We start from the raw sequence: 25888 nt of genomic DNA on the forward strand, positions 1-25888 counted from the left end.
TTCTGTCCTGCCCTTATTTAAACTGTTTGAGGAAACGCAAATCGTTTTCGAAGAAAGCGCGTAAGTCGGTCACGCCATAGCGCAGCATGGTCAGACGCTCCATCCCCATACCGAACGCAAAGCCGGAGTAAACTTCCGGGTCGATGCCGACGTTACGCAGGACGTTCGGGTGCACCATGCCGCAGCCCAGCACTTCCAGCCATTTGCCGTTTTTACCCATCACGTCGACTTCGGCAGAAGGTTCAGTGAACGGGAAGTAGGAAGGACGGAAACGGATCTGCAGATCTTCTTCAAAGAAGTTGCTCAGGAAGTCGTGCAGAGTGCCTTTCAGGTTGGTAAAGCTGATGTTTTTATCCACGATCAGCCCTTCCATCTGATGGAACATTGGGGTGTGGGTCTGATCGTAGTCGTTACGATAGACGCGGCCCGGCGCGATAATGCGGATTGGCGGCTGCTTCTCTTTCATGGTGCGGATCTGCACGCCAGAGGTCTGGGTGCGCAGCAGACGGGTAGCATCGAACCAGAAAGTGTCGTGGTCAGCACGTGCCGGGTGATGGCCTGGGATATTCAGGGCATCGAAGTTATGGTAATCGTCTTCGATTTCCGGGCCGGTCGCCACGGTAAAGCCGAGCTCACCGAAGAAACTTTCAATGCGGTCGATAGTCCGGGTGACCGGGTGCAGGCCACCGTTTTCAATACGACGACCCGGCAGGGAGACGTCGATGGTTTCTGCAGCCAGACGCGCATTCAGCGCAGCGCTTTCCAGCGCGTTTTTACGCTCGTTCAGCGCCTGCTGAACCTGCTCTTTGGCTTCGTTAATTACCGCACCTGCAGCCGGGCGCTCTTCTGGCGGCAATTCACGCAGGGTAGTCATTTGAAGGGTCAATTGCCCTTTCTTGCCCAGATATTCCACGCGGACATTGTCTAACGCGGCAACATCTGAGGCCTGGTTAATGGCGGCCGTTGCACTGGCAACCAGCTCTGCGAGATGTGACATGGTTTTCCTCGTTATGTAGCGATATTTACAAGCGGCAGATACGAAAAAAGCCTCCATCAGGAGGCTTTCTGGCGCTGTTTTCCGTTTCGTCTTTCACGCGCTAGCCTCCTGATGTCAGGTGCTAAAGTAAAAGAAGAAGCGGAAAATAGCAGCATTCATGCTTGCGTTACCTTGTGTGGTATGGAACCTGTCGCCCTATTGAAAAGGGTCGCCAGAAAATTGTCAATGTTTTGATGCTGTTGAAACGAAAAGAGGGAGCAAAGCTCCCCCTTTCAACTGGCTTATGCCAGAGCTGCTTTCGCTTTTTCGACCAGAGCAGTGAACGCTACTTTATCGAATACGGCGATGTCAGCCAGGATCTTACGGTCGATTTCAACAGAGGCTTTTTTCAGGCCGTTGATGAATTTGCTGTAAGAAATACCGTTCTGACGTGCTGCTGCGTTGATACGCGCAATCCACAGTTGACGGAACTGACGCTTACGCTGACGACGGTCACGGTAAGCGTACTGACCTGCTTTGATAACAGCCTGGAAGGCAACGCGGTATACGCGTGAACGCGCACCGTAGTAACCTTTAGCTTGTTTCAAAATTTTCTTGTGACGTGCACGTGCAATTACACCACGTTTTACGCGAGCCATGTGTGCTCTCCTGTATCTATTCTAAGTTAAAAAAGTTAAACGTTAACGACTTATGCGTACGGCAGGCACGCGATTACCAGGCCCAGATCGCCTTTAGAAACCATGGCTTTTGGACGCAGGTGACGTTTACGCTTGGTAGCTTTCTTAGTCAGAATGTGACGCAGGTTAGCGTGCTTGTGCTTAAAACCACCTTTACCGGTTTTTTTGAAGCGCTTAGCAGCACCGCGTACGGTCTTAATTTTTGGCATTTTAATAACTTCCACTTCGCATTGTTAAATAAACGAAACGTAGGCGAACAAAACCTGCGAAGCCTGTCGGCTCCACAGGAATTGCTACTTGAAGGCCTTACTGTTTCTTCTTAGGAGCGAGCACCATGATCATCTGGCGGCCTTCGATCTTCGTAGGGAAGGATTCGACTACTGCCAGTTCACTCAGATCGTCACGGACGCGGTTAAGCACTTCCATACCGATCTGTTGGTGGGCCATCTCACGACCGCGGAAACGCAGTGTGATCTTGGCCTTATCGCCATCTTCCAGAAAGCGAATCAGGCTGCGGAGTTTTACCTGATAATCGCCATCGTCGGTACCAGGACGGAATTTAATTTCCTTAACCTGGATAACTTTTTGCTTCTTCTTCTGTTCCTTAGAAGACTTACTCTTTTCATAAAGGAACTTGCCGTAGTCCATGATACGACAAACTGGCGGTTCGGCGTTAGGGCTGATTTCAACTAAATCTACTCCAGCTTCTTCAGCCTTTTCGATTGCTTCTCTCAGACTCACAATCCCCAGCTGCTCGCCTTCCAGACCTGTTAAGCGAACTTCCTGGGCGCGAATCTCGCCATTGATACGATTCGGACGTGCCGTTTGAACTCGTTTTCCGCCTTTAATACCTTATTCCTCCAGTTGTTGAAGACTGCGGCTGCGAATCTCTTGTTGCAGCTTCTCAATCACTTCGTTTACGTCCAGGCTGCCCAGGTCTTTACCACGGCGGGTGCGAACGGCTACTTTGCCTGCTTCCACCTCTTTATCACCACAGACCAGCATATACGGGACACGACGTAAAGTGTGCTCGCGGATTTTAAAGCCAATCTTCTCATTTCTCAAGTCTGCTTTTACGCGAATGCCCGCATTTTGTAGTTTCTGCGTCAATTCTTTAACGTAATCAGCCTGAGAATCGGTAATGTTCATCACCACTACCTGCACCGGCGCAAGCCAGGTTGGGAAGAAGCCAGCGAACTCTTCGGTCAGGATGCCGATGAAGCGCTCCAGAGAACCGAGAATCGCACGGTGAATCATTACCGGAACCTGACGCTCGTTGTCTTCGCCAACGTAAGAGGCGCTTAAACGCTGCGGCAGGGAGAAGTCCAGCTGTACAGTACCGCATTGCCATGCACGATCGAGGCAGTCATACAGGGTAAATTCAATTTTCGGACCGTAGAATGCGCCTTCGCCCAGCTGGTATTCAAACGGGATACCGTTCTCTTCCAGCGCGACGGCCAGGTCCGCCTCAGCACGATCCCAGGTCTCGTCACTGCCGATACGTTTTTCAGGACGAGTTGAGAGTTTGACCACGATCTTCTCGAAGCCAAAGGTGCTGTACATATCGTAGACCATACGAATACAGGCGTTAACTTCATCACGCACCTGATCTTCAGTACAGAAGATGTGCGCGTCATCCTGCGTAAAGCCACGAACACGCATCAGGCCATGCAGCGCGCCTGATGGCTCGTTACGGTGGCAGCTACCGAACTCCGCCATACGCAGCGGCAGATCGCGGTAGGATTTCAGACCCTGGTTGAAGATCTGAACGTGACCCGGACAGTTCATCGGCTTGATGCAGTATTCACGGTTCTCAGAAGAGGTGGTGAACATCGCATCTTTGTAGTTGTCCCAGTGGCCGGTTTTTTCCCACAGCACACGGTCCATCATGAACGGGCCTTTTACTTCCTGATACTGGTACTCTTTCAGCTTGGAGCGTACAAACGTCTCCAGTTCGCGGAAAATAGTCCAGCCATCATTATGCCAGAACACCATACCCGGCGCCTCTTCCTGCATATGATACAGGTCGAGCTGTTTACCGATTTTACGGTGGTCACGCTTCGCCGCTTCTTCCAGGCGCTGCAGATACGCGTTCAGGGCTTTTTTGTCGGCCCAAGCGGTACCGTAGATGCGTTGCAGCATCTTGTTGTTGCTGTCGCCACGCCAGTAAGCGCCTGCGGTCTTCATCAGTTTGAAGTGATGGCAGAAACGCATGTTCGGCACGTGCGGTCCACGGCACATGTCGACATATTCTTCATGATGATACAAGCCAGGCTTATCATCATGAGCAATGTTTTCGTCAAGAATGGTGACTTTGTAGCTTTCGCCACGCTTCACGAAGGTTTCACGCGCTTCGTGCCAGCTCACTTTCTTCTTAATGACGTCATAGTTGCTCTCAGCCAACTCGTGCATACGCTTTTCGAGGGCTTCGATATCTTCCTGGGTCAGGGTGTGGTCAAGGTCAACGTCATAGTAGAAGCCGTTGTCGATAACCGGGCCGATTGCCATTTTGGTGTGAGGCCACAGCTGTTTGATCGCATGACCGAGCAGGTGCGCGCAGGAGTGACGAATGATCTCCAGACCTTCTTCGTCTTTCGCGGTGATGATCGACAGCTTCGCATCGTTTTCAATTAAATCGGAAGCATCAACCAGCTCACCGTCTACGCGGCCAGCGATAGTGGCTTTCGCCAGTCCCGGGCCGATATCCAGCGCAACATCCATTGGGCTTACAGCGCGGTCAAAATGGCGTTGGCTGCCATCAGGAAGAGTAATAACAGGCATTTTATGTCCTTATTTGCAGTGATGCCCCACACATAAGAGCATATGCAAAGAAAATAATCTTTAATTTACAGTGAATTGCAAAACCATCTGACCAACAATCGTCAAATTGGCCCGCAACCATGCACAGGATCGAAATCAGACAAATGACAATTTACGATCAGCCCGGAGATGGTAACACTAACGAAAGTGTGAAAACACCCTTTACAGGTAGAATGAACGCGTTAGTACTTTTGCATGAGTTTGACGTGGAATTTCAGACAGCTGCTCGCAATAGCGAGTTGCTGAGCTATTCTTGAACTGGTCCTTCAACATTCCATGGGGCAAATTATGAACGTATCCAGCAAAACAGTCGTTATCCTGAACATTCTTTCTGCCACCGCCTTACTCGTGATTCTGGCAGATAAGTTTCACTGGTTTTGACGCGGTTGTTGCAGGTGCCTGAGGATTTAGCACCCCGGTGAAGCGCAATTATCTTTGTTCTTTGGTAGACTGCATGAATCAATGAACAAGGATGATCGGATGCCAACGAAACGCTTTTCAAAAAAACACTGGAAGATGGTGATTGTGTTAATCGCCATCTGCGTTGCCATGCTGTTATTACGCTGGGCGGCAATGATTTGGGGGTAATCGCAACGCTTTCCCCTGACCTATAATGTTATTTTGCGTCGTGCCTTTAATAATGGCGCGAATATAAAACTTCGTTTTAATTAACTTTACAAAAACGACAAAAATAAAAAAACCGGTACGTCAAAATCCGGTTTTTTTTAGTGGCAATAACGGCCCGCAAATGAATTCAGGTAATCTGACAATTCAATCAGGACCATTCACCGGCGACCAGTTTATGCACGTCGAACGCGTCATCCATGGATTGCCCGGTAGATTGCGAGCCCGGGGCGATGTTCGATCCGGCTTCTACATCAGAGGCTTTAGTAATGCCGATTTGTGTAGAGGTGTCACTGGCAGAGTTATATACAGCGTCAGCGGCAAATACGCCGAATGACAGTGCAGAAAGCACCAATGCTGCAGATGCAGTTGTGATTTTATTCATAATGTTTTTCTCTTACTGAATTAATACAGACCAACTTAAGGCAATATCTAGCCTGTGTTCATAGTTTAGATCTGGATCACACTTTTGCATAGTCAAAATATTTATCAATTCGTGTCAAATAAATTGAATAGTTAACGAAGCGAGGAATTGTGGAGAGAATATGGAGATATCGGCTAGCGCTATATTTTAAAACGGTGTTTGTTATTTATCAGCACAAAAATCAAAAAAGGGCCAATATAGACTTGGCCCGCGATAATTACATTTTGTAGCCCAGAGAGACGATGGTTCTACGATCGGTATGTTCCGGCGCAGACGCTGGCGGCTCAGAGTTCCAGGTCACATTGTATGCAACTTTCAGCCCGAAATGGGCGTTGATTGCCACGTTAAGCGCGGTTTCGGAGTTGACGGTGGTGTCGTCAGCGCCAAAGACAGAAACGCCCTGGCTGAATTTCGCGTTTTCGGTCATCTGCCATGCATAGGTTCCGGACGCGTAGCCCAGCGGCTGGGTTTCCGTGTCGCCGTCGGTGTATTCGTCATAGCGTACGCCCGGACCAAATTCAAAGCGGAAGCTATGTACCGGACCGTTCAGGAACTGCCGACCGTAACCGGCGGTGGCGACATCACGCTCACGATAGCCGTTATAGCGATCGGTTAACCAGCTCGCCTGGCCAAACAGATAATCATAGTCGGTCATGTTGTAACGGCTACGCCCACCGACCGCATATTTCTCGGAAGAACGCTCATCGTTAGAGGAGGTATTGCTTGCATTACCCCACAGCGACCAGGCGGTCGTGTTGCCGTACCAGGTCAGGGTGGTGTCTGCAGTCAGGGAAGAGCTTTTCGTATTGCCCGATTGCGCCAGATAACCTGCGTTAAGGTTGCCTTCGAAGGGTTTCTGTGCAGTGGAGGGATCATCCATGACAGTAAAAACGGAATCATCGGCTGCTGCATTCATTGACGCAAGCAGGCCTCCCGCTAACATCATCGCAGCGGGTACTGTCTTTAAGAGCTTCATTTATAAAGAGTCCGTACAACAAAAAAAGAGACCATTACGGTCCCGGAAACTTTCTTGCGGATCAATGCCATGGGATCCTTGGAAAGGTAACAAATTATAAAAAGGCTCAAATAACATAGCAATGATTTCTTGTTTCATTTTTAGAATAAGAACGATCTCAAAGCCCTCTAATATTTATAAAAAACAGTCACGTTACGTAAAGATATTTATATTAAAAATCATATTGTTATTACTTTCCCTTCTGTGGGTTCGGTGCCAGGCTTAATGCAAACCTCACTTACAGGAGATAAGCATGGATCGTATTTTTACGTTGACGCTCTCCCCTTCCCTGGACAGCGCTACCCTGACGGCACAAATCTATCCTGAAGGTAAACTCCGCTGCAGCGTGCCGGTCTTCGAGCCCGGCGGCGGTGGCATTAACGTCGCCCGGGCGATTACGCGCCTTGGCGGAAAAGCCACAGCCATCTTTCCCGCGGGCGGTGCAACGGGTGAACATCTCGTCTCTCTCCTCGCCGACGAGCAGGTCGCCGTCGATACGGTTGAGGCCAAGGACTGGACCCGGCAAAACCTGCACGTTCACGTTGAATCCTCTAACGAGCAATACCGCTTTGTGATGCCTGGGGCGACGCTAAGCGAAGATGAGTTCCGCCAGCTGGAAGAGAAAGTGCTGGCCATCGAGAGCGGCGCATTGCTCGTTATCAGCGGTAGTCTGCCACCCGGCGTGAAAACTGAAAAACTGACGCAGCTGATCCACGCTGCCCAGCAGAACGGCATTCGCTGCATTGTCGACAGCTCCGGGGAGGCGCTCAGCGCCGCGCTGACCCTTGGCAATATTGAGCTGGTGAAACCCAACCAGAAAGAGCTGAGCGCGCTGGTCAATCGTGACCTCAGCCAGCCAGACGATGTACGTAAGGCCGCTGAGGAGTTGGTGAAAAGCGGCAAAGCGCGGCGGGTCGTCGTCTCCCTGGGTCCCCAGGGGGCGCTGGCCGTTGATGAAACCGGCTCGGTACAAGTGGTACCGCCACCGATGAAAAGCCAGAGCACCGTCGGCGCAGGTGACAGCATGGTCGGTGCCATGACCCTGAAACTGGCGCAAGGCGCATCCTTACGGGAGATGACCCAGTACGGCGTGGCCGCAGGCAGCGCGGCAACCATTAATCACGGCACCCGACTCTGCTCGCTGGAAGATACGCAGAAGATATTCAACTATCTGGCAAATGCGTAATGGCGGCCCTCCCGGTTATCCGGCGAGGGCGACAAATAGCATGAATCGACTATGCTAAAAAATTTCGGGATAACAACGAGGTGAATGATGAGCAGTGGAGAGATCGCGCGCTACGTGGTAACCATTCAAGTGCATGAAGATACGCTGACCGAGCTCAACGAAATGAACAACAACCTCACCCGCGGAGGTTTTTTACTGACCATGACTGACGATGAGGGCACGCTGCATGAGCTGGGCACCCATACTTATGGTCTGGTTACCCCGCTGAGTGAAGAAGAGGTGAAGGCGCTGGCGTCGGGGCTGGTTGAGAGCGCAACCGGGAAAGAGCCGCAGGTTGAAGTCACGCGCTGGGAAAACTGGCATAAAGAGCAACAATAAATGCCCCAGGGCCAACCAAACGGCCCAACTGTGCGTTAGCTCGTATTTTTTTACCATAGTTTCACGCTAACTTTATGATCTGGCAGACAACATGGGAGAGCGATCATGTGGCAGGCTATCAGTCATCTTTTAAGTGAACAGCTGGGCGAAGGTGAAATTGAACTGCGTAATGAGCTGCCAGGGGGCGAAATCCACGCCGCGTGGCATCTGCGCTATGCGGGCCTCGATCTCTTCGTGAAATGCGACGAACGTGAACTGTTACCGATATTCACGGCAGAAGCCGATCAGCTGGAACTGCTCTCCCGCAGCAAAACCGTATCTGTCCCGACAGTCCGGGCCGTAGGCAGCGATCGCGACTACAGTTTTCTGGTGATGGACTATCTCCCTCCCCGTCCGCTCGACGCGCACAATGCCTTTATTCTGGGGCAGCAGATCGCCCGCCTGCATCAGTGGAGCGAGCAGCCGCAGTTTGGCCTCGATTTTGACAACGATCTCTCTACCACCCCACAACCCAACGCCTGGCAGCGACGCTGGTCAACCTTCTTTGCCGAACAGCGCATCGGCTGGCAGCTCGAACTGGCGGCGGAAAAAGGGCTGGAGTTCGGCAATATTGACGCAATTGTCGATCATATTCAGCAGCGCCTGGCCTCACACCAGCCGCAGCCTTCGCTGCTGCATGGCGATTTATGGTCGGACAACTGCGCGCTGGGTCCGAATGGCCCCTATATCTTTGATCCGGCCTGCTACTGGGGGGACAGAGAGTGCGATCTCGCCATGCTGCCGCTGCATCCTGAGCAGCCGCCACAAATTTATGATGGCTATCAGTCGATATCCCCACTGCCGGCAGATTTTCTGGAAAGGCAGCCGGTGTATCAGCTCTATACGCTGATGAACCGCGCCATTCTGTTTGGTGGGGAGCATATGGTGAATGCGCAGCGAGCGCTGGAGCGGGTACTGGCGGCATAACGCGCAGGCTGCCGGGCTTCAGCGCCCGGCAGCGAACGCTTAGATCAGGCCGAGCAGCGAAAACAGGAAGTAGCCGGCGACGATCATCAGCACGGGCAGCACGTAGAGCGTGAATATTTGCAGGAAAATAGTGTTATTCGGCACCACAATACGTGATTCGATCTGCTCACGGGTTAATCCTTCCTCCCCTCTCGCTTTCTCCAGAATCAGCTGCGCCTCCAACCCTTCGCGGATCATGCGCGTCTGGCGGCGCATCCGCGCTCCCGAAGCCTGCAACGCGAGAGCAATAAAGATCAGGGCAAAAATAATCCAGAATGCGATGTTCATCCCCTGCCGAAAATCGGGCGTCGGCGAGTTGTACCAGAAAAAGTTCAGGAATGGGGTATTGAACCGCATCATCTCAATCATGACATGGGCAAAATCAAGCATCACGGCGTTGATTCCGGCCTGCTTCTCGCTGTGGTCATAGATAAATTTCAGAACAGAAATAATGGTCGAGATAACTGACGGGATAAAAATCACCCATCCGGCGATCTGTTTCAGTATCGCGACGCGTCCAGCTTGTTGATATGTCATTGTTTCCTCATAATCGAATTACATCCTTTGAGGCTAAGTCTACCTGCTGGATCTCATTTTCGCCCGCTCTTTACTGGCGATATGCTAAATTGCCAGGGTGAGGTAGCGCTTACCGCTGCTAAAACCAACGAAAGGAGAGGTTGCATGTCGACGCCACGTCAAATTGTTGCTGCCATTTTTGATATGGATGGATTACTGATTGATTCTGAGCCGCTGTGGGATCGGGCTGAACTGGATGTGATGGCGAGTCTGGGTGTGGATATCAGCCGCCGCCACGAACTGCCGGATACCCTCGGCCTGCGCATCGATATGGTGGTTGAACTCTGGTACGCCCACCAGCCCTGGGTAGGTCCGGGCCGGGATGAAGTGACCGATCGCATTATTAACCGCGCCATTACGCTGGTGGAAGAGACCCGTCCCTTACTCAAAGGCGCGCGTGAGGCCGTATTACTCTGTAAAGAGCAGGGGCTGAAGGTCGGTCTGGCATCCGCCTCGCCGCTGCATATGCTCGAGAAGGTGCTGATCATGTTCGATCTGCGCGACAGCTTCGACGCGCTGGCCTCGGCAGAAAAGCTCCCGTACAGCAAGCCGCATCCGCAGGTCTATATGGATTGCGCCGCGAAGCTGGGCGTCGACCCAACCGCCTGCGTAGCGCTGGAAGACTCCGTGAATGGCATGATTGCCAGTAAAGCGGCCCGGATGCGCTCTATTGTCGTGCCTGCGGAAGAGAACCAGCACGACGCACGCTACGCGCTGGCCGATGTCAAACTGACCTCCCTGCAGGCGCTCACCGTGGCGCATCTACGCGGGTAATCGTCACTGGCGGGCAGCACCCTGTTGCCCGCAAACATGACCGCCTTAAAAATTTTTGAAACACCATTTCATTTTAATTTGATCTTCCTGATAACTGATTCTATGCTTACCTCAGAACAACTATACCCCCCTACACACTGAGGTCTGTATGATACTGGATGCCTTTAATCTTTCAGGAAAAGTTGCCATCGTTACCGGCTGTGATACCGGCCTCGGCCAGGGCATGGCGCTGGGTCTGGCCCAGGCTGGGTGCGATATTGTCAGCGTCAATCGCCGCGTTCCTGAAGAGACCGCTGCAGGCGTGAAGGCGCTGGGGCGCCGGTTTCTGGCTATTCAGGCCGACCTCAGCAAGCAGGATGCTATTGAAAGTCTTGTTGAACAGGCGGTGACCGGCATGGGGCGGGTCGATATCCTGGTGAATAACGCCGGGACCATCCGCCGGGAAGATGCGTTGACCTTCAGTGAGAAAGACTGGGATGAAGTGATGAACCTCAACCTGAAGTCGGTCTTTTTCCTCTCTCAAGCCGTGGCCCGCCAGTTTATTGCGCAGGGGCAAGGGGGCAAAATTATTAATATCGCTTCCATGCTCTCCTTCCAGGGGGGGATCCGCGTTCCCTCTTATACCGCGTCAAAAAGCGGCGTGCTGGGGCTCACCCGGCTGCTTGCCAACGAGTGGGCGCAACATGGTATTAACGTAAACGCCATCGCCCCGGGGTACATGGCGACCAACAACACCCAGCAGCTACGCGACGACGAACAGCGCAGCAAAGAGATCCTCGACCGTATTCCGGCAGGTCGCTGGGGCAAGCCAGACGATCTCCAGGGGCCGGCGGTGTTTCTGGCCTCTTCCGCCTCGGACTATGTGAACGGTTATACCCTTGCCGTCGATGGTGGCTGGCTGGCGCGTTAACAGCTTTGTGACAAAGAGTTACACCGTCACTACTTCCGTATACTGTATAAAATCCCTATACTGGATGCATCGACAGTTTAGTGGGTTTTATCATGACGGCGGAAGGTCATCTGCTTTTTTCTCTCGCCTGCGCAGTGTTTGCCAAGAACGCTGAGCTTACACCAGTGCTGGCGCAGGGTGACTGGTGGCATATTGTGCCATCGGCGGTTTTGACCTGCCTGTTACCGGATATCGATCATCCTAAGTCGCTGCTCGGGCAGCGGCTGAAGTGGATCTCCAAACCCATTGCCCGCGCCTGCGGCCATCGTGGGTTTACCCACAGCCTGCTGGCAGTGTTCGCCGCCCTGACCCTCTTCTATTTAAAAGTACCCGACAGCTGGCTCATTCCCGCAGACGCCATTCAGGGAATGGTGCTGGGTTACCTGAGCCATATCCTGGCCGACATGCTCACCCCGGCAGGAGTTCCCCTCCTCTGGCCCTGCCGCTGGCGTTTTCGTTTGCCTATCCTCCGACCGCAAAAAGGTAACCAGCTGGAGCGTGCGCTGTGCATGGCCCTGTTTGCCTGGGCCGTCTGGATGCCTCAGACGCTGCCTGAAAACGGCGCCGTGCGCTGGTCTTCGCACATGATCAATTCGCTGCAATTTCAGTTCAACCGCTTTATTCATCTGCAAAGTGAGCAGTAACTGGACAAACTTAACCGTTTTGGCATAACCCATTCCATTTGGATATAAGCGACTGGATCACACTTCTGCTAACCTTGCGCCAATAAGGTCGGACTGATACCGATCTGATATTAAATCAGGAGAACGGGGATGAATTTTCCATTAATCGCGAACATTGTGGTGTTCGTCGGCCTACTGCTGTTGCTGGCGCAGGCGCGTCATAAACAGTGGAGCCTGGCTAAAAAAGTGCTGGTCGGTCTGGTCATGGGCGTGGTCTTTGGCCTGGCGCTGCAGGCCATTTACGGTTCCAGCCATCCGGTGCTGAAAGAGTCTATTCAGTGGTTTAACGTTGTCGGCAACGGCTACGTCCAGCTGCTGCAGATGATCGTCATGCCGCTGGTCTTCGCCTCTATTCTGAGCGCGGTTGCCCGTCTGCATAACGCCTCCCAGCTGGGGAAAATCAGCTTTCTGACCATCGGTACGCTGCTGTTTACTACGCTTATCGCGGCGCTGGTCGGCGTGCTGGTCACCAACCTGTTTGGCCTGACGGCAGAAGGCCTGGTGCAGGGCACCGCGGAGACCGCGCGCCTGACCGCCATCGAGACCAACTATGCGGGTAAAGTAGCGGATCTCACCGTTCCGCAGATGCTGCTCTCCTTTATCCCGAAAAACCCGTTTGCCGATCTGACCGGTGCCAACCCGACGTCGATCATCAGCGTGGTGATTTTCGCCGCCTTCCTGGGCGTGGCAGCCCTGAAGCTGCTGAAAGATGATGCGCCGAAAGGCCAGCGCGTACTGACCGCCATCGATACCCTGCAGAGCTGGGTGATGAAGCTGGTGCGTCTGGTGATGCAGCTGACCCCGTATGGCGTTCTGGCGCTGATGACCAAAGTGGTTGCGGGCTCGAACCTGCAGGACATCATCAAGCTGGGTAGCTTCGTGGTGGCCTCGTATCTCGGTCTGGGCATTATGTTTGTGGTTCACGCCATTCTGCTCAGCGTAAACGGCGTCAGCCCGCTGAAATATTTCCGCAAAGTGTGGCCGGTACTGACCTTCGCCTTTACCAGCCGCTCCAGCGCCGCCTCCATTCCACTGAACGTGGAAGCGCAGACCCGTCGTCTGGGCGTGCCAGAATCTATTGCCAGCTTCTCCGCCTCCTTCGGCGCGACGATTGGCCAGAACGGTTGTGCAGGTCTCTACCCTGCCATGCTGGCGGTGATGGTTGCCCCAACGGTTGGGATTAACCCGCTGGATCCGGTATGGATTGCGACCCTGGTGGGGATTGTCACCGTGAGCTCTGCCGGTGTGGCCGGTGTGGGCGGCGGTGCAACCTTCGCGGCACTGATTGTTCTGCCTGCGCTGGGTCTGCCGGTAACGCTGGTGGCCCTGCTGATCTCCGTTGAACCGTTGATCGACATGGGTCGTACCGCACTGAACGTCAGCGGCTCCATGACCGCCGGGACGCTGACCAGCCAGTGGCTGAAGCAGACCGACAAAACCATCCTGGCAAGTGAAGACGATGCGGAGCTCGCGCACCGTTAATCGCCTTCTGAGTTAAAAAAAACCGCCTTCAGTAATGACGGCGGTTTTTTTATCTCTGTTAATCCTCAACCTCTTCATCCTGACGGACCTGCAGCGCCCAGCGCTGAGCTGATTCCGGTACGGTAAAAGCAGGAGAACGACGAAAACGCTCCCCGATCAGGACAAAGGCCACATATTTGCCGCGTAACAGCCAGACGTCACGAAAGCCATCCATTTTGGTGGCATGTTCTGGCGGCGCAGGTTCAACGCGAGGCTGGTAACTGATCACAGGGCGATTTTGTTGGCGAAGAGGTTTCATAAGCGGCAGTTTCACTAAACAAACATAAAAATCAGCAAATTCTTATCATAGCCGATTGCCCCTCCTGCGTCGCGCCTCACGTGTTTTATCAAGCATAAGCACTGGCCTTAGTTCGGCCTTTCACCCGGTCTATAACCCGTAATGTTCTATAGTTATTGAGTTTTGACGCAAAAACGGCCGCATTTCAGCAATGAAAAGGAGACGAGTGCAATGTCGCAAAATGATAAGACCCATAAACCTGAACAATCCCCGCTTCACGATGCCAGCGAAGCGAAACCCGGAATGGACTCGCTGGCCCCGGCGGACGGTTCTCACCGCGCCAGTCCAGTCCCTACTCCGCCAGGTCAGGAGCCTACGGCCCCCGGCAGCATGAAGGCGCCAGATACCGGCAACCAGAAACTGAATGCCCTGGAGGGGGTTCGCAAAGGGGGTGAAAACTTCCCTTTGACCACCAACCAGGGCGTGCGTATCAGTGACGATCAGAACTCCCTTCGTGCCGGTACCCGCGGTCCCACCCTGCTGGAAGACTTTATCCTGCGGGAGAAGATCACCCACTTTGACCATGAACGTATCCCGGAGCGCATCGTACACGCGCGCGGCTCCGCCGCTCACGGCTATTTCCAGCCTTACAAAAGCCTGAAAGAGATTACTAAAGCCGATTTCCTGTCGGATCCGGATAAAATCACACCGGTCTTTGTGCGCTTTTCCACGGTACAGGGCGGCGCGGGTTCCGCTGATACGGTGCGCGATATTCGCGGTTTCGCCACCAAGTTTTACACCGACGAGGGTGTTTTTGATCTGGTGGGCAACAACACACCGATCTTCTTTATTCAGGACGCACACAAGTTCCCCGATTTTGTTCACGCCGTAAAACCGGAACCTCACTGGGCTATTCCCCAGGGCCAGAGCGCACACGATACCTTCTGGGATTACGTATCGCTGCAGCCGGAAACCCTGCATAACGTGATGTGGGCAATGTCCGACCGCGGCATTCCGCGCAGCTACCGCACCATGGAGGGCTTTGGCATTCATACCTTCCGGCTGATTAATGCCGAAGGCAAAGCCACCTTTGTACGCTTCCACTGGAAACCGGTAGCCGGTAAAGCCTCGCTGGTATGGGATGAGGCGCAAAAACTTACCGGACGCGACCCGGACTTCCATCGCCGCGACCTGTGGGAATCCATTGAAGCAGGCGATTTCCCGGAATTTGAGCTCGGTTTCCAGTTGATCCCGGAAGAGGACGAGTTCAAATTTGATTTTGATATCCTCGATCCGACCAAGCTGATCCCGGAAGAGCTGGTGCCGGTTCAGCTGGTGGGCAAAATGGTGCTCAACCGTAACCCGGACAACTTCTTTGCTGAAAACGAGCAGGCCGCGTTCCACCCAGGGCACATCGTTCCCGGGATGGACTTTACCAACGACCCGCTACTGCAGGGGCGTCTGTTCTCCTATACCGATACGCAAATCAGTCGCCTGGGCGGGCCTAACTTCCATGAGATCCCGATCAACCGACCCACCTGCCCGTACCATAATTTCCAGCGGGACGGGATGCATCGCATGGAGATCGACACCAACCCGGCGAACTACGAGCCAAACTCGATCAATGACAACTGGCCGCGCGAAACGCCGCCGGGGCCAAAACGGGGCGGGTTCGAGTCCTATCAGGAGCGCGTAGAGGGATCGAAGATCCGCGAGCGCAGTCCCTCTTTCGCCGAATACTATGCCCATCCACGGCTGTTCTGGCAGAGCCAGACGCCCGTTGAGCAGGAGCATATCATTGGTGCCTTCAGCTTTGAGTTGAGCAAAGTGGTGCGCGCCTACATCCGCGAGCGGGTGGTCGATCAGCTGGCTCATATCGATATTACTCTCGCACAGGGCGTGGCGGACAACCTGGGCATCACCCTTACCGACGAGCAGCGTAATATGGTTCCGCCGCAGGATGTTAACGGCGTGAAAAAGGATCCCTCCCTCAGCCTGTATGCCGTTCCTGGCGGCGATATTAAAGGTCGCGTGGTGGCGGTATTGCTGAACGATACCCCGCGGGCGAGCGATGTGCTGGCGGTGCTGCGGGCGCTGAAGGCCAAAGGCGTCCATGCCAAACTGCTCTATTCGCGTATGGGTGAAGTCACCGCTGATGATGGCTCGGTGCTGCCAGTGGCGGCCACCTTCGCCGGTTCACCGTCGTTGACCGTCGATGCGGTCGTCGTGCCGTGCGGCGATATTCAGAGCCTGCTGAATAACGGCGACGCCGCTTACTATCTGCTGGAAGCGTACAAGCATCTCAAGCCGATTGCGCTGGCTGGCGATGCCCGTCAGTTTAAGCCGCTGCTGAAGGTGGCAGATCAGGGCGAAGAAGGAATCGTCGAAGGCGACACGGCTGCGGGTGCATTTATGGATGAGCTGACGTTGCTGATGGCGGCGCACCGGGTATGGTCGCGCAGCAGTAAGATTGACCAAATACCTGCATAAAAAAAGCCGGGTGGCGCTTGCGCTTACCCGGCCTACGGTTCCGTGTAATTTGCTAACCGGATAAAACCCGGCGTAAGGTTCCATTGAATTTGTAGGCCGGGTAAGGCGAAGCCGCCACCCGGCAATTCCTCACAAATCCCTGAACGTTCCCAGACGATACCCGCGCTCGGCAATCGCATACTTCAACGACGTCGAGGTCAGCACCTCCATCTCCGCCAGCCGTGGCCAGCAGTAAGCGCTTTTACGGATCGTATTGTCGATAAAGGCCGGATGCGCCATCACCTCCAGCGACCGCTCTCCCTGCTGTAGGGACCTGTCCAGTACGCTTAAAAACAGCGCTTCACTGATTTCATCGCCATAAAATGCGCTACTGAAACCGTCCGTCGTGGGCGGCAGATCGCCCCCCGTTTCGCCGGGCATGTCGACCTGACGATCCACACGCAGCGCCACCCCTTTGCGGCGGGCAAACTCGGCCACCAGCGGGAAGATGGCCGGGATCATATGGACGTGATGATGGCTGTCGATATGGGTCGGTTCGCGCCCGAAGAGATCGACAAAGCGATTGAACTGACAGTCCAGCTCACGGGCGATCTCCTCCAGGGGTAACCTCCCCTGCTCTGCCATCTCCCAGATCCATTTACCCAACAGCCCGTCCCGGGTCAGCCCTGGCATGGCGGTCAGCGGCATACCAAGGGTCAAAACAAAGTGCATCCCCACGCCCAGATCGGGCAGATCCCGACTGAGCGCCGCGGCGTGCTCAATGGCTTCGCCGTTGACCATGGCGGTGGTAGAGGTCACCACGCCGTGCCGACAGGCTTCCACGATGCCGTAGTTCTGCCCTTTTGAGAGGCCAAAATCATCGGCATTGACGATCAGCAGATATTCCATAGCGATCCCTCTTAGTGCTGCTCGCTTTTCAGTTTATCGATCGTGGCGGCGAAATTCGGCAGCCATTTTTCATGGGCCAGAATCAGATCCCGCGCCAGCTTCTCGGCATCGCGATCGGAGTGCACCAGCGGGCTCAGGTTCAGCGCCAGCAGCACGTCGTTCAGCTCGCCGCTGATCGCCGCCTGGCTTGCCGCCACTTCAAAGCCTTTGATGGTGTGGATAAGCCCCATCACTTTGTCATCGAAATGGGTCAGGCGCGGATGCGGCTTCGCCCCGTCGCGGCCCAGGATGCAGGTCATCTCCACCGCCCAGTCAGCCGGGATGTTATCAATGTGGCCGTGGTGCGGCACATTAACGTAGTGCTCCGCCTGCTTGTCGTTGTAGATGGCGTTGATCACTTCGCAGGCTGCATCGGAGTAGTAAGCCCCGCCGCGCTGCTCCAGCTCTTTCGGCTTCACGTTCAGATCCGGGTTCTTATAGAGCTCGAACAGCTGTTTTTCCACCTTCTGCACCACCTGCGCGCGGGCGCCGCCTTTGTAGTATTCGCCCATCTCGATCGCCAGCATCTCTTTCAGCTTGAAGTAGTAGAGCAGATAGGAGCATGGCAGCAGATTCAGGGAGCGGATCAGCCCTTCGCTAAACGGCAGGTCAAAGATGTTCTTCACTGAACTTGCTTTCAGGGTGCCGCTGGCAACGCCATCCAGCAGCTCCGGGAAGCGTGATTTGCCGTTGACCAGGACATCTTTGATAAAGACCATGTGGTTCAGGCCAAACAGGTCGATAGAGAGGTCGTCGTTGTCGGTCAGCGCCAGCACATCGCGAATAAACATCTTCATGCCGATAGGGATATTGCAGACCCCAATGAAGCGTTTGAACCCGGTATGGCGATAAACCGCTTCGGTGACCATTCCGGCCGGGTTGGTGAAGTTAATCACCCACGCCTGAGGACAGATCTCCTGTACATCTTTAATGATGTCGAACACCACCGGAATGGTGCGCAGCCCTTTGAACAGCCCGCCTGCACCGTTGGTCTCCTGCCCCAGATAGCCGTAGCTCAGTGGGATACGCTCATCCAGCTCGCGCGCTTTCAGCTGGCCGACACGCAGCTGCGTCGTCACGAAATCAGCATCTTTCAGCGCCTGACGACGGTCGAGGGTTTTATGCACGGTCATCGGCACGCCCGCTTTTTTCACCATGCGCTGGCACAGGTCGAAAATAATATCGAGCTTCTCCTGGCCCTCGGCCACGTCAACCAGCCACAATTCGCTGACCGGCAGTTCATGATAACGCTTAAGGAAGCCTTCCAGTAATTCCGGGGTGTAGCTGCTTCCGCCACCAATGGTTACGACTTTAAGTTTCTTTTGCATAATATTCTCCCTGGAGATCCGCTTTTTAAGTATAGCGATCCCGTCCCACTTATATTGGGCAAGTCTGTTAATCGATATTCCCGGCGGTAATACCGCCGGACGTTAATTAATAACTGTGAGGTTTTTCCGGTAGCTGTTAGGTGTAAATGAGGTCAATTTCTTAAAGGTTTTAATAAACAGACTCGGACTGCTACAACCGGTTTCGTAAGCAATATCCGTCACCGAATAATTGGTGATTTCCAGCTGTTTTCTGGCGAAATTGATCCGTATTTCATTAATAATCTGCATCGGCGTTTTCTGATAATAACGCTGGGTGGCACGGGTCAGGTACTCCTGGGATTTACCCGACAGCGCCACCATATTCTCCAGCGCGTTTTCACCAAAACGCAGCTTGTCATGCATCATTTCAACGGTCGTGCGCAGCCATTGCGGAATATCGTCGGTCGCCTGCTGATCTTCGCGATAATGGCGCAGGCGGTTGACGACATAAAAGGTCACCGTTTCAATAAATTCATCGAATTCATTATCGCGGAAGTTGAGCGAGGCAATAACGGTGTCGATCCAGTTCAGGAATTCACTTTTAACGTGATAAACCTGCGATGCAACAAAGCAGAATGGCAGCAGCGGCGAATAGTGGGTTTCGAAGAAGCGTTTACTGATGCCGACGTTGAGAATGCGCGTGGCGCCAAAATCGTAAAAGCTCTGATGGTGAGAACCCATCGGGATAAAAACAAAATCCCCACGCTCCAGCAGAACCCGCTTGCCGTTGATCTCCTGGAAATAGCGGCCGGTCAGCACAATGGTGAACTCATAGTAGTCATGCTGATGCAGACCGCTGATGCTCTCCACCTTGTTGTAGATAAACACATGAAAATTTTTACCATTAAACAGCTGTTGTTCCCGGGCGGTAGTGATTTCCATGGCGCTGACCTCCTGCTATCAGTCTGACTTACTGCATTTTCTCGTGAAGTTCGATGAGTTCCGCCACCAGCTCACGCGCCAGCATGGAGGTCATCAGATGGTCCTGAGCGTGTACCAGCACCAGACTGACCTTCATTTTACCTTCACCCTGATCGCTTTCGATCAGTTTTGTTTGCACCAGGTGCGCTTCATTGAGCGCGGTGCGCGACTGGGCCATCATCTCTTTGGCGGTGTCGAAATCGCCCTGCTTGGCTTTTTTCAGCGCCGCGTACGCCAGGCTGCGGGCCTGACCGGAGTTGATGATAAGTCCCATCACCACTTCTTCAAGATCGTTCTCTACGACCTCTTCCGCTTCTGCTACCACATTATCTAAATCAAACATGTTTTCTCTCCTGTACTGACGCGGGTCGCCCCGCGTCATACGACATCAGAATTTCAGGGCGAGGGCGATATCCTCTTCGCTCTCTTCTTCATCAATGGTGGTCTGGGCCTTGTTAGCGATGGCGACAAACGGCATATAGAGCAGGGTTGCCACGCCCAGGTTAAATATCGCCAGCAGGAAGGCCGCTACGCTGCCGTTGGTGTTGAAGAAGGCGCCCAGACCGGCTGGCATTGTCCAGGGTGCAATGTTCGTAACCGGCGGGATAATGCCCATGTAGTAAGCCGTCAGGGTAATGGCGGCCAGCAGCGGCTGCACCAGGATGAACGGAATGAACATCACCGGGTTCATGATAATTGGCAGACCGAACAGGATGGGCTCGTTAATCTGGAAGATGCCTGATGGCAGGGCCAGCTTCGCCACCTGACGGTAATCCGCACGACGGGAGGTGATAAACACCGCGATAATCAGACCCAGTGTCGCCCCGGTACCGCCCAGGAAGATGTAGGAGTCGAGCATCGGTTTCGCCCACACGTGGAAGGTCTTACCGGCCGCCAGTGCCGCGTCAACGGAGCCGTACTGCTGGTAGAGCGCTACGTTTTCCAGCGCCCATGGGGTCATGATGCCGCTGTCCAGCGCAGCCAGCGCCAGAGAACCGTGAACACCGAAGAACCACAGCAGGGAGGTGAAAATCACGTAAGCCCAGCCTACCACGCCACCCATGGATGCCAGCGGTGTAGAGATGGTGTCCATGATGATCTGGTGGAAGTTAGTGCCCCAGTGAGAGAGTGCCCAGGCGATGGTCCCCATGATGGAGAGAATAATGAAGCCCGGGATCAGCGCCGAGAAGGAGCGCGATACCGATGCCGGAACGCTGTCCGGTAAGCGGATCACCCAGTTGCGACGAATAATAAAGGTAAACATTTCCGCCACGACCAGACCGATCACAATACCGGAAATGATGTTCGCCCCGCCCAGCCAGTTAGCGCCTACTGCATAGGCTTCACCGACGCTATAAGGGGTAACGGTCATAAAGGCCGCGACAGATAATAAACCGGCGGCCAGCGAGTCGACTTTACGCTCTTCTGCCAGCGCCATTCCGATAAAGAAAGGTGCCATCAGCGACATAATACCCAGCGTACCGTTGTACACATTGCCGCCGATGGCCTTGAAACCATTTAACGTTTCAATAGTTGAGGGATCTAAACGAACGCCTAATGAATAGAAAAATGAACCATCACCGAAGCTAAGAAAAACGTTGTTAATTAAAACGAACATGGCCCCAGCCAGTGTTAACGGCATTAATTTAATAAAGCCGTTTTTAATGGCGTTGACATGCGGTTGCTTTCCTATTTTAACTGCAAAAGGAAGGAGTACCTTTTCAAGCGCAGCAATAAATCTACTCATAGAAAATGCCCTTAAATGCCGCAATAATATTGCGGCGTAAGTGTGTGTGAAATTGCTCTTTGACGGGAAAAATAAAAAATAAATTAATTAGCAGCTTTTTTAATCGCTGCTACAGCAGCTTTAAGAACACCCAAACCATCCACTTTGCCGTACAGCGCAGAGTCGATTACTTCAACCGGTTTATTCGGTAACAGACGTTGAATTTCTGGCAGCATATAGGCAATTTGCGGCCCCAGTAGTACTACATCGGCACTGGTGCCTTTTTCGCCTGCCAGCGTTTCAGGGAAGGCTTCAATGATTACCGGGACTTCGTACTTCTCGGCCTGCGCACGCATCTTTGACACCAGCAGTGATGTTGACATGCCCGCTGAGCAAAACAGATAGATATGTTTCTTTTCCATAATGACTTCCCTCTTATATGGCCACCGCGTTAGCTGCGACATCAGCGCCCTTACCGGGCGTCCTTCTCGCAGGCTGGTCTGATGGGATGAGTATACGGCAAGGGAAATGTCAGTGGTAATCCAGGAAGTTTTAGAATTGTCTCTCATTGACCTGCAGTTATGACAGCCTTCACACTTCGGGCAAATAATTCGCGATAAGAATTAAGATTAGGGAGGGGAATAAAGAAAAACCGGCCAGTTGGCCGGTTTGGGTCTGCTCAGGGAAAGTGTTATCAGGCTTTAGGCGCCTGCGGATCGGTGTCATATTCCGCGCAGGTCTGGTAGCCAGAGTTCATAACGTGACCTGTGTCATCTAATGCAACAAAATAGGTTTCGGTTTTACCATCCCGTTGACCCAGGATATAGGTCTGGCAGGTACCGCGAGCATGGATCATCGTCACTTCAGATGATGGCTTACCAGCCAGCTGCTCTACCTGAGCGCGGCTCATCCCTTTTTTAACATCTTTGACCACAGGCTCTTTAAACTGATCGGTTGTGCGGTCATAAGCGGTACAGCCCGCCAGTAAAGTCAGTACAGCCGCTGCGCCTAACATTCCTGCTACGTTCTTGTTCATATTCCGTCCTCTTGTTTATCAGCGTGTTAAGTAAGCCTGGAATAGAAAACCACATTTTTCAACCTCAAGCGTGACGGCAAAGTTTTTTCGGAAAATTCCTGCAAAACAAAGATAACCTGCTAAATCGCTCTATTTCGCTCCATTCAAATTTGTGATCCTTGTCGTTTTCCCCATGACGGGTTAGCTTTAACAGTACATTCATCAGGCAAATTTGTGTAACGGAGGGGCTAGATGGCTCTGCAACAAGAGATTATCCAGGCACTGGGTGCTAAACCCACCATCAATGCGGAAGAAGAGATTCGCCGTAGCGTCGATTTTTTGAAATCCTACTTAACCCGGTTCCCGTTCCTGAAAACGCTGGTGCTGGGCATCAGCGGCGGTCAGGACTCTACGCTTGCCGGGAAGCTCGCCCAGATGGCGATCAGCGAACTGCGTGCCGAAACGGGGAATAACGACCTGCAGTTTATCGCGGTACGCCTGCCTTACGGTGTGCAGTTCGACGAGCAGGATTGTCAGGATGCCATCGCGTTCATCCAGCCCGATCGCGTGCTGACCGTCAATATTAAAGAAGCGGTGCTGGCCAGCGAAAAAGCGCTGCGCGATGCGGGCATTGAGCTGAGCGATTTCGTCCGCGGCAACGAAAAGGCTCGCGAGCGCATGAAGGCGCAGTACAGCATCGCCGGGATGACCAGCGGCGTAGTAGTAGGGACAGACCATGCAGCAGAAGCCCTGACCGGCTTCTTCACCAAATATGGCGATGGCGGTACCGACATTAATCCGCTGTTCCGTCTCAACAAGCGCCAGGGCAAACAGCTGCTGGCCGCGCTGGGCTGTCCGGAGCATCTGTATAAAAAAGCCCCTACCGCAGATTTGGAAGACGATCGTCCTTCCCTGCCGGATGAAGCCGCGCTGGGCGTGACCTATGAAAATATTGATGATTATCTGGAAGGCAAGACGCTGGACGAAGGCACCGCTCGCATTATCGAAGGCTGGTATCTGAAGACCGAGCACAAACGTCGCCCGCCGATCACGGTGTTCGACGACTTCTGGAAAGCGTAATTCTGACGAGGCGGCTTATGCCGCCTCTTTTTTAACCACACCACTGCTGCTACACTGTATGCCTGAACAGTATCAGGAGTATGTTGTGAGCAGGCGTCAATCGGCACCGCGGCTTGAATTCGAAGCGGCAGCAATCTATGAATATCCCGAACATCTGCGCCCGTGGCTTGAGGCACTCCCCAAGCAGCCAGGTGTCTACTTCTTTCATGGCGAAAGCGATGCCATGCCGCTTTATATCGGCAAAAGCGTCAATATCCGTAGCCGGGTGCTGTCGCATCTGCGCACGCCGGACGAGGCCGCTATGCTGCGCCAGTCCCGGCGTATCACCTGGACGCAAACCGCGGGCGAGCTGGGCGCCCTGCTGCTGGAAGCGCGTTTAATCAAGGAGCAGCAGCCGCTGTTCAATAAACGATTACGCCGCAATCGCCAGCTCTGCTCGCTGCAGATCGCTGAGGGCAAACCGCAGATTGTGTATGCCCGCGAAGTCGATTTCTCCCATACCCCGAACCTGTATGGCCTGTTCGCCAACCGCCGGGCGGCGCTGCAAACCTTACAGACGTTGGCCGACGAGCGACAGCTCTGTTACGGCCTACTCGGGCTGGAGTCGTTAAGCCGTGGGCGGGCCTGTTTCCGCTCCGCCCTGAAGCGCTGTGCAGGGGCCTGCTGCGGGAAAGAGAGCGTGGAAGAGCATCAGCAGCGGCTGGTTGAGGGGTTGCAGGCGATAGGCGTCACCTGCTGGCCGTGGGACTGCGCCGTGGCGCTGAAAGAGTCGCGCCCGGAGATGACCCACTACCACATTATCCATAACTGGCTCTGGCTGGGCGCGGTGGAAAGCCTGGACGAGGCGGCGGAACTGCTGCGTACGCCCGCCGGTTTTGATCAGGATGGGTATAAAATCCTCTGCAAGCCGCTGCTGGCGGGCAAGTATGAGATCATTCCGCTCAGTGGCCTGGAAGCCAGAAAATCTCGCTGAACAGCAGGGTGCCCTCGTCCTTAAGCAATCGCAGGGTATGGTCGCCCTCATGCCAGTACGCGCCCTGATCGGCGGTCAGCAGCTTTTCGCCGAGCTGCCAGGCGCCGCTCAGCACAAACACCACGCCGCCGCGTGAGGCGAATGTCGTGAAGGTGCGGTCCGCCACCCGCACCTTAGCCCGACAGCAATCCCGGCGGGTCATGATGTTAAAGTCCATCGACATCTGCCCTTCCAGCAGCTGCGCCTTGACCGGCAGTTCTCCGGCTAAGCTGAAGGGTTGATGACGTCGCAGCGTGTGAGTAAACGCCTTTCCACCATCCAGATGCACTTCTCCCCCTTCCAGCAGGGTGATCACCCGATCAACACCGGGGGAAACAGAAAAATCCCCGTTGCTGGCAAGGGAGGCAATACTGGCGCGCCAGTTAAAGTCCCGGGTTGCAGGAGGGAAACAACATATTTCGCGCGTCTCTCCCGCGCCGTTGCGCCAGAGGTTGATCGGCATTTTGCGGATATCGAAGAATTCCATCACCACTCCAAATGGCGCAATACGCGCCAGAGCATCCCGCCCAGGGCGGTCGCTTATTGTTTGTTATCGTTAGGTCGCTGCAGAACAGTATCGGCAGATGTGCGGGTGGGCCTTAGTCTGACGATGAAAAAAGTAACGTCAGAAATTTCAAACACATTCTGCAAATCGATAACAGGAGAATACCGGGATGGCGGCGGCTGGCAAGAGGCTGGAAAAGAAAAAACCGCCGGACCTGCCCACAGCAAATCTGCTTGAGTGGACAAGACTCCGGCGGTCTTGAATAGCTGAACCGATTATTCGGCTGAGGTGGTCATTTTACCTTTCGCCGCGGAACGTTCTGTCAGACGCTTCTCAAAATTGGCATTAAACTGCTTTTTCTGTTCCGGGGTAAGGATGTTGTAAATCTTGTTCTGGGTTTCCATGTGCGCCAGCATGCGGGCTTTATGCTGCTCGGCCATCTTATCAACCTGCGCTTCGGCCTTCGCTTTATCGAAGGAGTCGCTGGCGATGATGTCATGCATTGCGCGGCGCTCTTCTACCGGCGGACGCTTCATCTGGTCACGCTGGCTTTTCATGATGTCGCGGATCTGCTCTTTCTGCGCATCCGTCAGGTTCAGGTCTTTAAACATCATGTCGTGATGCATGCCCGGCTTACCTTTGTGATGCATCATTTTGCCTTCGGTCGGTGCAGCCGTGGTGGTGGTGGCGGTATCAGCGGCGAACGCCGCGCTGGTAGCGCCCAGAGCCAGGGTAGAGGCAACAAACAGTGCAGTTAATTTACGCATAATTTTGTCCTTCCTTTCAGTTATTCTTCGGCGCTATGCCGTGTTGACGAGATTAACTTTACGGGGTTTATCGTCAATTAGTCAGAGCAACGGTAAAACAATGAAAGTGTAAAAAACAAATTATCGTCAAATATGGAGGAAATAAGGATAAAGCGTGGAGAGATGAAACAAAAATATGCATGCAGATGATTTTAAAGAGATTGTGGAGAAG

31 protein-coding genes and 1 other annotated feature are annotated in these 25888 nt (G+C 53.7%); of the genes, 12 read left to right on the forward strand and 19 right to left on the reverse strand.

Annotation, left to right across the window (positions count from 1 at the left end):
• Positions 1–13 precede the first annotated feature (13 nt).
• The 6 genes from pheS to thrS form a co-directional block, all read right to left on the reverse strand.
• Positions 14–997 (reverse strand): phenylalanine--tRNA ligase subunit alpha, encoded by a 984-nt coding sequence (gene pheS, locus C3406_RS11590; RefSeq protein ID WP_103179306.1) that lies wholly within the window; start codon positions 995–997, stop codon positions 14–16.
• A 40-nt stretch (positions 998–1037) separates the two neighbouring features.
• Positions 1038–1161 (reverse strand) — a sequence feature (Phe leader region).
• Complete coding sequence (gene pheM, locus C3406_RS11595) at positions 1112–1156, reverse strand: pheST operon leader peptide PheM (RefSeq protein ID WP_001386830.1); 45 nt, start codon at positions 1154–1156, stop codon at positions 1112–1114. It overlaps the preceding feature by 45 nt.
• 117 nt (positions 1162–1278) lie before the next feature.
• Positions 1279–1635, reverse strand: coding sequence for a 50S ribosomal protein L20 (gene rplT / locus C3406_RS11600; protein WP_000124850.1), 357 nt, complete (start codon positions 1633–1635; stop codon positions 1279–1281).
• A gap of 50 nt (positions 1636–1685) precedes the next feature.
• A complete protein-coding gene (gene rpmI, locus C3406_RS11605) occupies positions 1686–1883 on the reverse strand; it encodes a 50S ribosomal protein L35 (RefSeq protein ID WP_001124225.1) in 198 nt (65 codons plus the stop codon).
• Between the two features lie 97 nt (positions 1884–1980).
• Positions 1981–2523: a translation initiation factor IF-3 gene (infC, locus tag C3406_RS11610; protein WP_023616141.1), complete on the reverse strand. Its 543-nt coding sequence runs from the start codon at positions 2521–2523 to the stop codon at positions 1981–1983.
• A 3-nt stretch (positions 2524–2526) separates the two neighbouring features.
• Positions 2527–4455 (reverse strand): threonine--tRNA ligase, encoded by a 1929-nt coding sequence (gene thrS, locus C3406_RS11615; RefSeq protein ID WP_103823853.1) that lies wholly within the window; start codon positions 4453–4455, stop codon positions 2527–2529.
• 327 nt (positions 4456–4782) lie between these two features.
• Between thrS and yncL the strand changes: the two genes are divergently transcribed.
• Together yncL and yniD are read left to right on the forward strand one after the other, a co-directional pair.
• Positions 4783–4875 carry a stress response membrane protein YncL gene (gene yncL, locus C3406_RS11620; protein WP_103179304.1) on the forward strand — a complete coding sequence of 31 codons (93 nt, stop codon included), beginning with the start codon at positions 4783–4785 and terminating at the stop codon, positions 4873–4875.
• 99 nt (positions 4876–4974) lie between these two features.
• Positions 4975–5082 carry a small membrane protein YniD gene (gene yniD / locus C3406_RS11625; protein ID WP_103823852.1) on the forward strand — a complete coding sequence of 36 codons (108 nt, stop codon included), beginning with the start codon at positions 4975–4977 and terminating at the stop codon, positions 5080–5082.
• A 187-nt stretch (positions 5083–5269) separates the two neighbouring features.
• On the opposite strand, the gene C3406_RS11630 is transcribed toward yniD, so the two are convergent.
• Both C3406_RS11630 and C3406_RS11635 read right to left on the reverse strand, forming a co-directional pair.
• Positions 5270–5503 (reverse strand): hypothetical protein, encoded by a 234-nt coding sequence (locus C3406_RS11630; protein WP_103823851.1) that lies wholly within the window; start codon positions 5501–5503, stop codon positions 5270–5272.
• A gap of 256 nt (positions 5504–5759) precedes the next feature.
• Entirely contained in the window at positions 5760–6518 is a 759-nt protein-coding gene (locus tag C3406_RS11635; RefSeq protein WP_103823850.1) for a DUF481 domain-containing protein, read from the reverse strand.
• 292 nt (positions 6519–6810) lie between these two features.
• Between C3406_RS11635 and pfkB the strand changes: the two genes are divergently transcribed.
• The 3 genes from pfkB to C3406_RS11650 all read left to right on the forward strand — a co-directional run bounded on the left by pfkB (position 6811) and on the right by C3406_RS11650 (position 9087).
• A complete protein-coding gene (gene pfkB / locus C3406_RS11640; protein WP_103823849.1) occupies positions 6811–7743 on the forward strand; it encodes a 6-phosphofructokinase II in 933 nt (310 codons plus the stop codon).
• Positions 7744–7830: 87 nt separating this feature from the next.
• On the forward strand, positions 7831–8121 hold the full coding sequence (gene ghoS / locus C3406_RS11645) for a type V toxin-antitoxin system endoribonuclease antitoxin GhoS (RefSeq protein WP_103823848.1): 291 nt from the start codon (positions 7831–7833) through the stop codon (positions 8119–8121).
• Positions 8122–8226: 105 nt separating this feature from the next.
• Complete coding sequence (locus C3406_RS11650; protein ID WP_103823847.1) at positions 8227–9087, forward strand: fructosamine kinase family protein; 861 nt, start codon at positions 8227–8229, stop codon at positions 9085–9087.
• Between the two features lie 39 nt (positions 9088–9126).
• On the opposite strand, the gene C3406_RS11655 is transcribed toward C3406_RS11650, so the two are convergent.
• Complete coding sequence (locus tag C3406_RS11655; RefSeq protein ID WP_103179297.1) at positions 9127–9663, reverse strand: YniB family protein; 537 nt, start codon at positions 9661–9663, stop codon at positions 9127–9129.
• A 144-nt stretch (positions 9664–9807) separates the two neighbouring features.
• Here C3406_RS11655 and hxpB point away from each other — a divergent pair, with 144 nt between their 5' ends.
• From hxpB to C3406_RS11675, 4 genes are all read left to right on the forward strand, one after another.
• Entirely contained in the window at positions 9808–10476 is a 669-nt protein-coding gene (gene hxpB / locus C3406_RS11660) for a hexitol phosphatase HxpB (protein WP_103823846.1), read from the forward strand.
• Between the two features lie 148 nt (positions 10477–10624).
• Positions 10625–11386 (forward strand): 2-dehydro-3-deoxy-D-gluconate 5-dehydrogenase KduD, encoded by a 762-nt coding sequence (gene kduD / locus C3406_RS11665; RefSeq protein ID WP_103823845.1) that lies wholly within the window; start codon positions 10625–10627, stop codon positions 11384–11386.
• Between the two features lie 92 nt (positions 11387–11478).
• Positions 11479–12069 carry a metal-dependent hydrolase gene (locus C3406_RS11670; protein WP_103179294.1) on the forward strand — a complete coding sequence of 197 codons (591 nt, stop codon included), beginning with the start codon at positions 11479–11481 and terminating at the stop codon, positions 12067–12069.
• Positions 12070–12198: 129 nt separating this feature from the next.
• A complete protein-coding gene (locus C3406_RS11675) occupies positions 12199–13590 on the forward strand; it encodes an L-cystine transporter (RefSeq protein WP_103823844.1) in 1392 nt (463 codons plus the stop codon).
• 58 nt (positions 13591–13648) lie between these two features.
• Here the strand turns inward: C3406_RS11675 and cedA are convergent, their stop codons facing one another.
• Positions 13649–13903, reverse strand: coding sequence for a cell division activator CedA (cedA, locus tag C3406_RS11680; RefSeq protein ID WP_103823843.1), 255 nt, complete (start codon positions 13901–13903; stop codon positions 13649–13651).
• 195 nt (positions 13904–14098) lie between these two features.
• On the opposite strand from cedA, the gene katE reads away from it, so the two are divergent.
• Complete coding sequence (katE, locus tag C3406_RS11685; RefSeq protein ID WP_103823842.1) at positions 14099–16357, forward strand: catalase HPII; 2259 nt, start codon at positions 14099–14101, stop codon at positions 16355–16357.
• 129 nt (positions 16358–16486) lie between these two features.
• On the opposite strand, the gene chbG is transcribed toward katE, so the two are convergent.
• The 7 genes from chbG to osmE form a co-directional block, all read right to left on the reverse strand.
• Entirely contained in the window at positions 16487–17245 is a 759-nt protein-coding gene (chbG, locus tag C3406_RS11690; protein ID WP_103823841.1) for a chitin disaccharide deacetylase, read from the reverse strand.
• A gap of 11 nt (positions 17246–17256) precedes the next feature.
• Positions 17257–18612: a 6-phospho-beta-glucosidase gene (locus C3406_RS11695; protein WP_103823840.1), complete on the reverse strand. Its 1356-nt coding sequence runs from the start codon at positions 18610–18612 to the stop codon at positions 17257–17259.
• 102 nt (positions 18613–18714) lie between these two features.
• A complete protein-coding gene (chbR, locus tag C3406_RS11700; RefSeq protein WP_103823839.1) occupies positions 18715–19533 on the reverse strand; it encodes a transcriptional regulator ChbR in 819 nt (272 codons plus the stop codon).
• Between the two features lie 28 nt (positions 19534–19561).
• Positions 19562–19915 carry a PTS N,N'-diacetylchitobiose transporter subunit IIA gene (gene chbA / locus C3406_RS11705; protein WP_103823838.1) on the reverse strand — a complete coding sequence of 118 codons (354 nt, stop codon included), beginning with the start codon at positions 19913–19915 and terminating at the stop codon, positions 19562–19564.
• Positions 19916–19960: 45 nt separating this feature from the next.
• Positions 19961–21319 (reverse strand): PTS N,N'-diacetylchitobiose transporter subunit IIC, encoded by a 1359-nt coding sequence (gene chbC, locus C3406_RS11710; protein ID WP_103823837.1) that lies wholly within the window; start codon positions 21317–21319, stop codon positions 19961–19963.
• Between the two features lie 83 nt (positions 21320–21402).
• A complete protein-coding gene (chbB, locus tag C3406_RS11715; protein ID WP_103823836.1) occupies positions 21403–21720 on the reverse strand; it encodes a PTS N,N'-diacetylchitobiose transporter subunit IIB in 318 nt (105 codons plus the stop codon).
• Between the two features lie 272 nt (positions 21721–21992).
• The gene (gene osmE / locus C3406_RS11720) at positions 21993–22334 is read right to left on the reverse strand and encodes an osmotically-inducible lipoprotein OsmE (protein WP_103179284.1); all 342 of its coding nucleotides are present in this window, start codon (positions 22332–22334) and stop codon (positions 21993–21995) included.
• A gap of 231 nt (positions 22335–22565) precedes the next feature.
• Here osmE and nadE point away from each other — a divergent pair, with 231 nt between their 5' ends.
• Both nadE and cho read left to right on the forward strand, forming a co-directional pair.
• Positions 22566–23393 carry an ammonia-dependent NAD(+) synthetase gene (gene nadE / locus C3406_RS11725; protein WP_103823835.1) on the forward strand — a complete coding sequence of 276 codons (828 nt, stop codon included), beginning with the start codon at positions 22566–22568 and terminating at the stop codon, positions 23391–23393.
• An 85-nt stretch (positions 23394–23478) separates the two neighbouring features.
• A complete protein-coding gene (gene cho / locus C3406_RS11730) occupies positions 23479–24366 on the forward strand; it encodes an excinuclease Cho (RefSeq protein ID WP_103823834.1) in 888 nt (295 codons plus the stop codon).
• Here the strand turns inward: cho and ves are convergent.
• Positions 24335–24892 (reverse strand): environmental stress-induced protein Ves, encoded by a 558-nt coding sequence (gene ves / locus C3406_RS11735; protein WP_103823833.1) that lies wholly within the window; start codon positions 24890–24892, stop codon positions 24335–24337. The genes cho and ves overlap by 32 nt on opposite strands.
• Before the next feature lie 293 nt (positions 24893–25185).
• Positions 25186–25677: an ATP-independent periplasmic protein-refolding chaperone Spy gene (spy, locus tag C3406_RS11740; RefSeq protein WP_103823832.1), complete on the reverse strand. Its 492-nt coding sequence runs from the start codon at positions 25675–25677 to the stop codon at positions 25186–25188.
• Positions 25678–25888 lie beyond the last annotated feature (211 nt).

This window comes from Leclercia sp. LSNIH8, assembly GCF_002920195.1.
Classification (GTDB): Bacteria; Pseudomonadota; Gammaproteobacteria; order Enterobacterales; family Enterobacteriaceae; genus Enterobacter.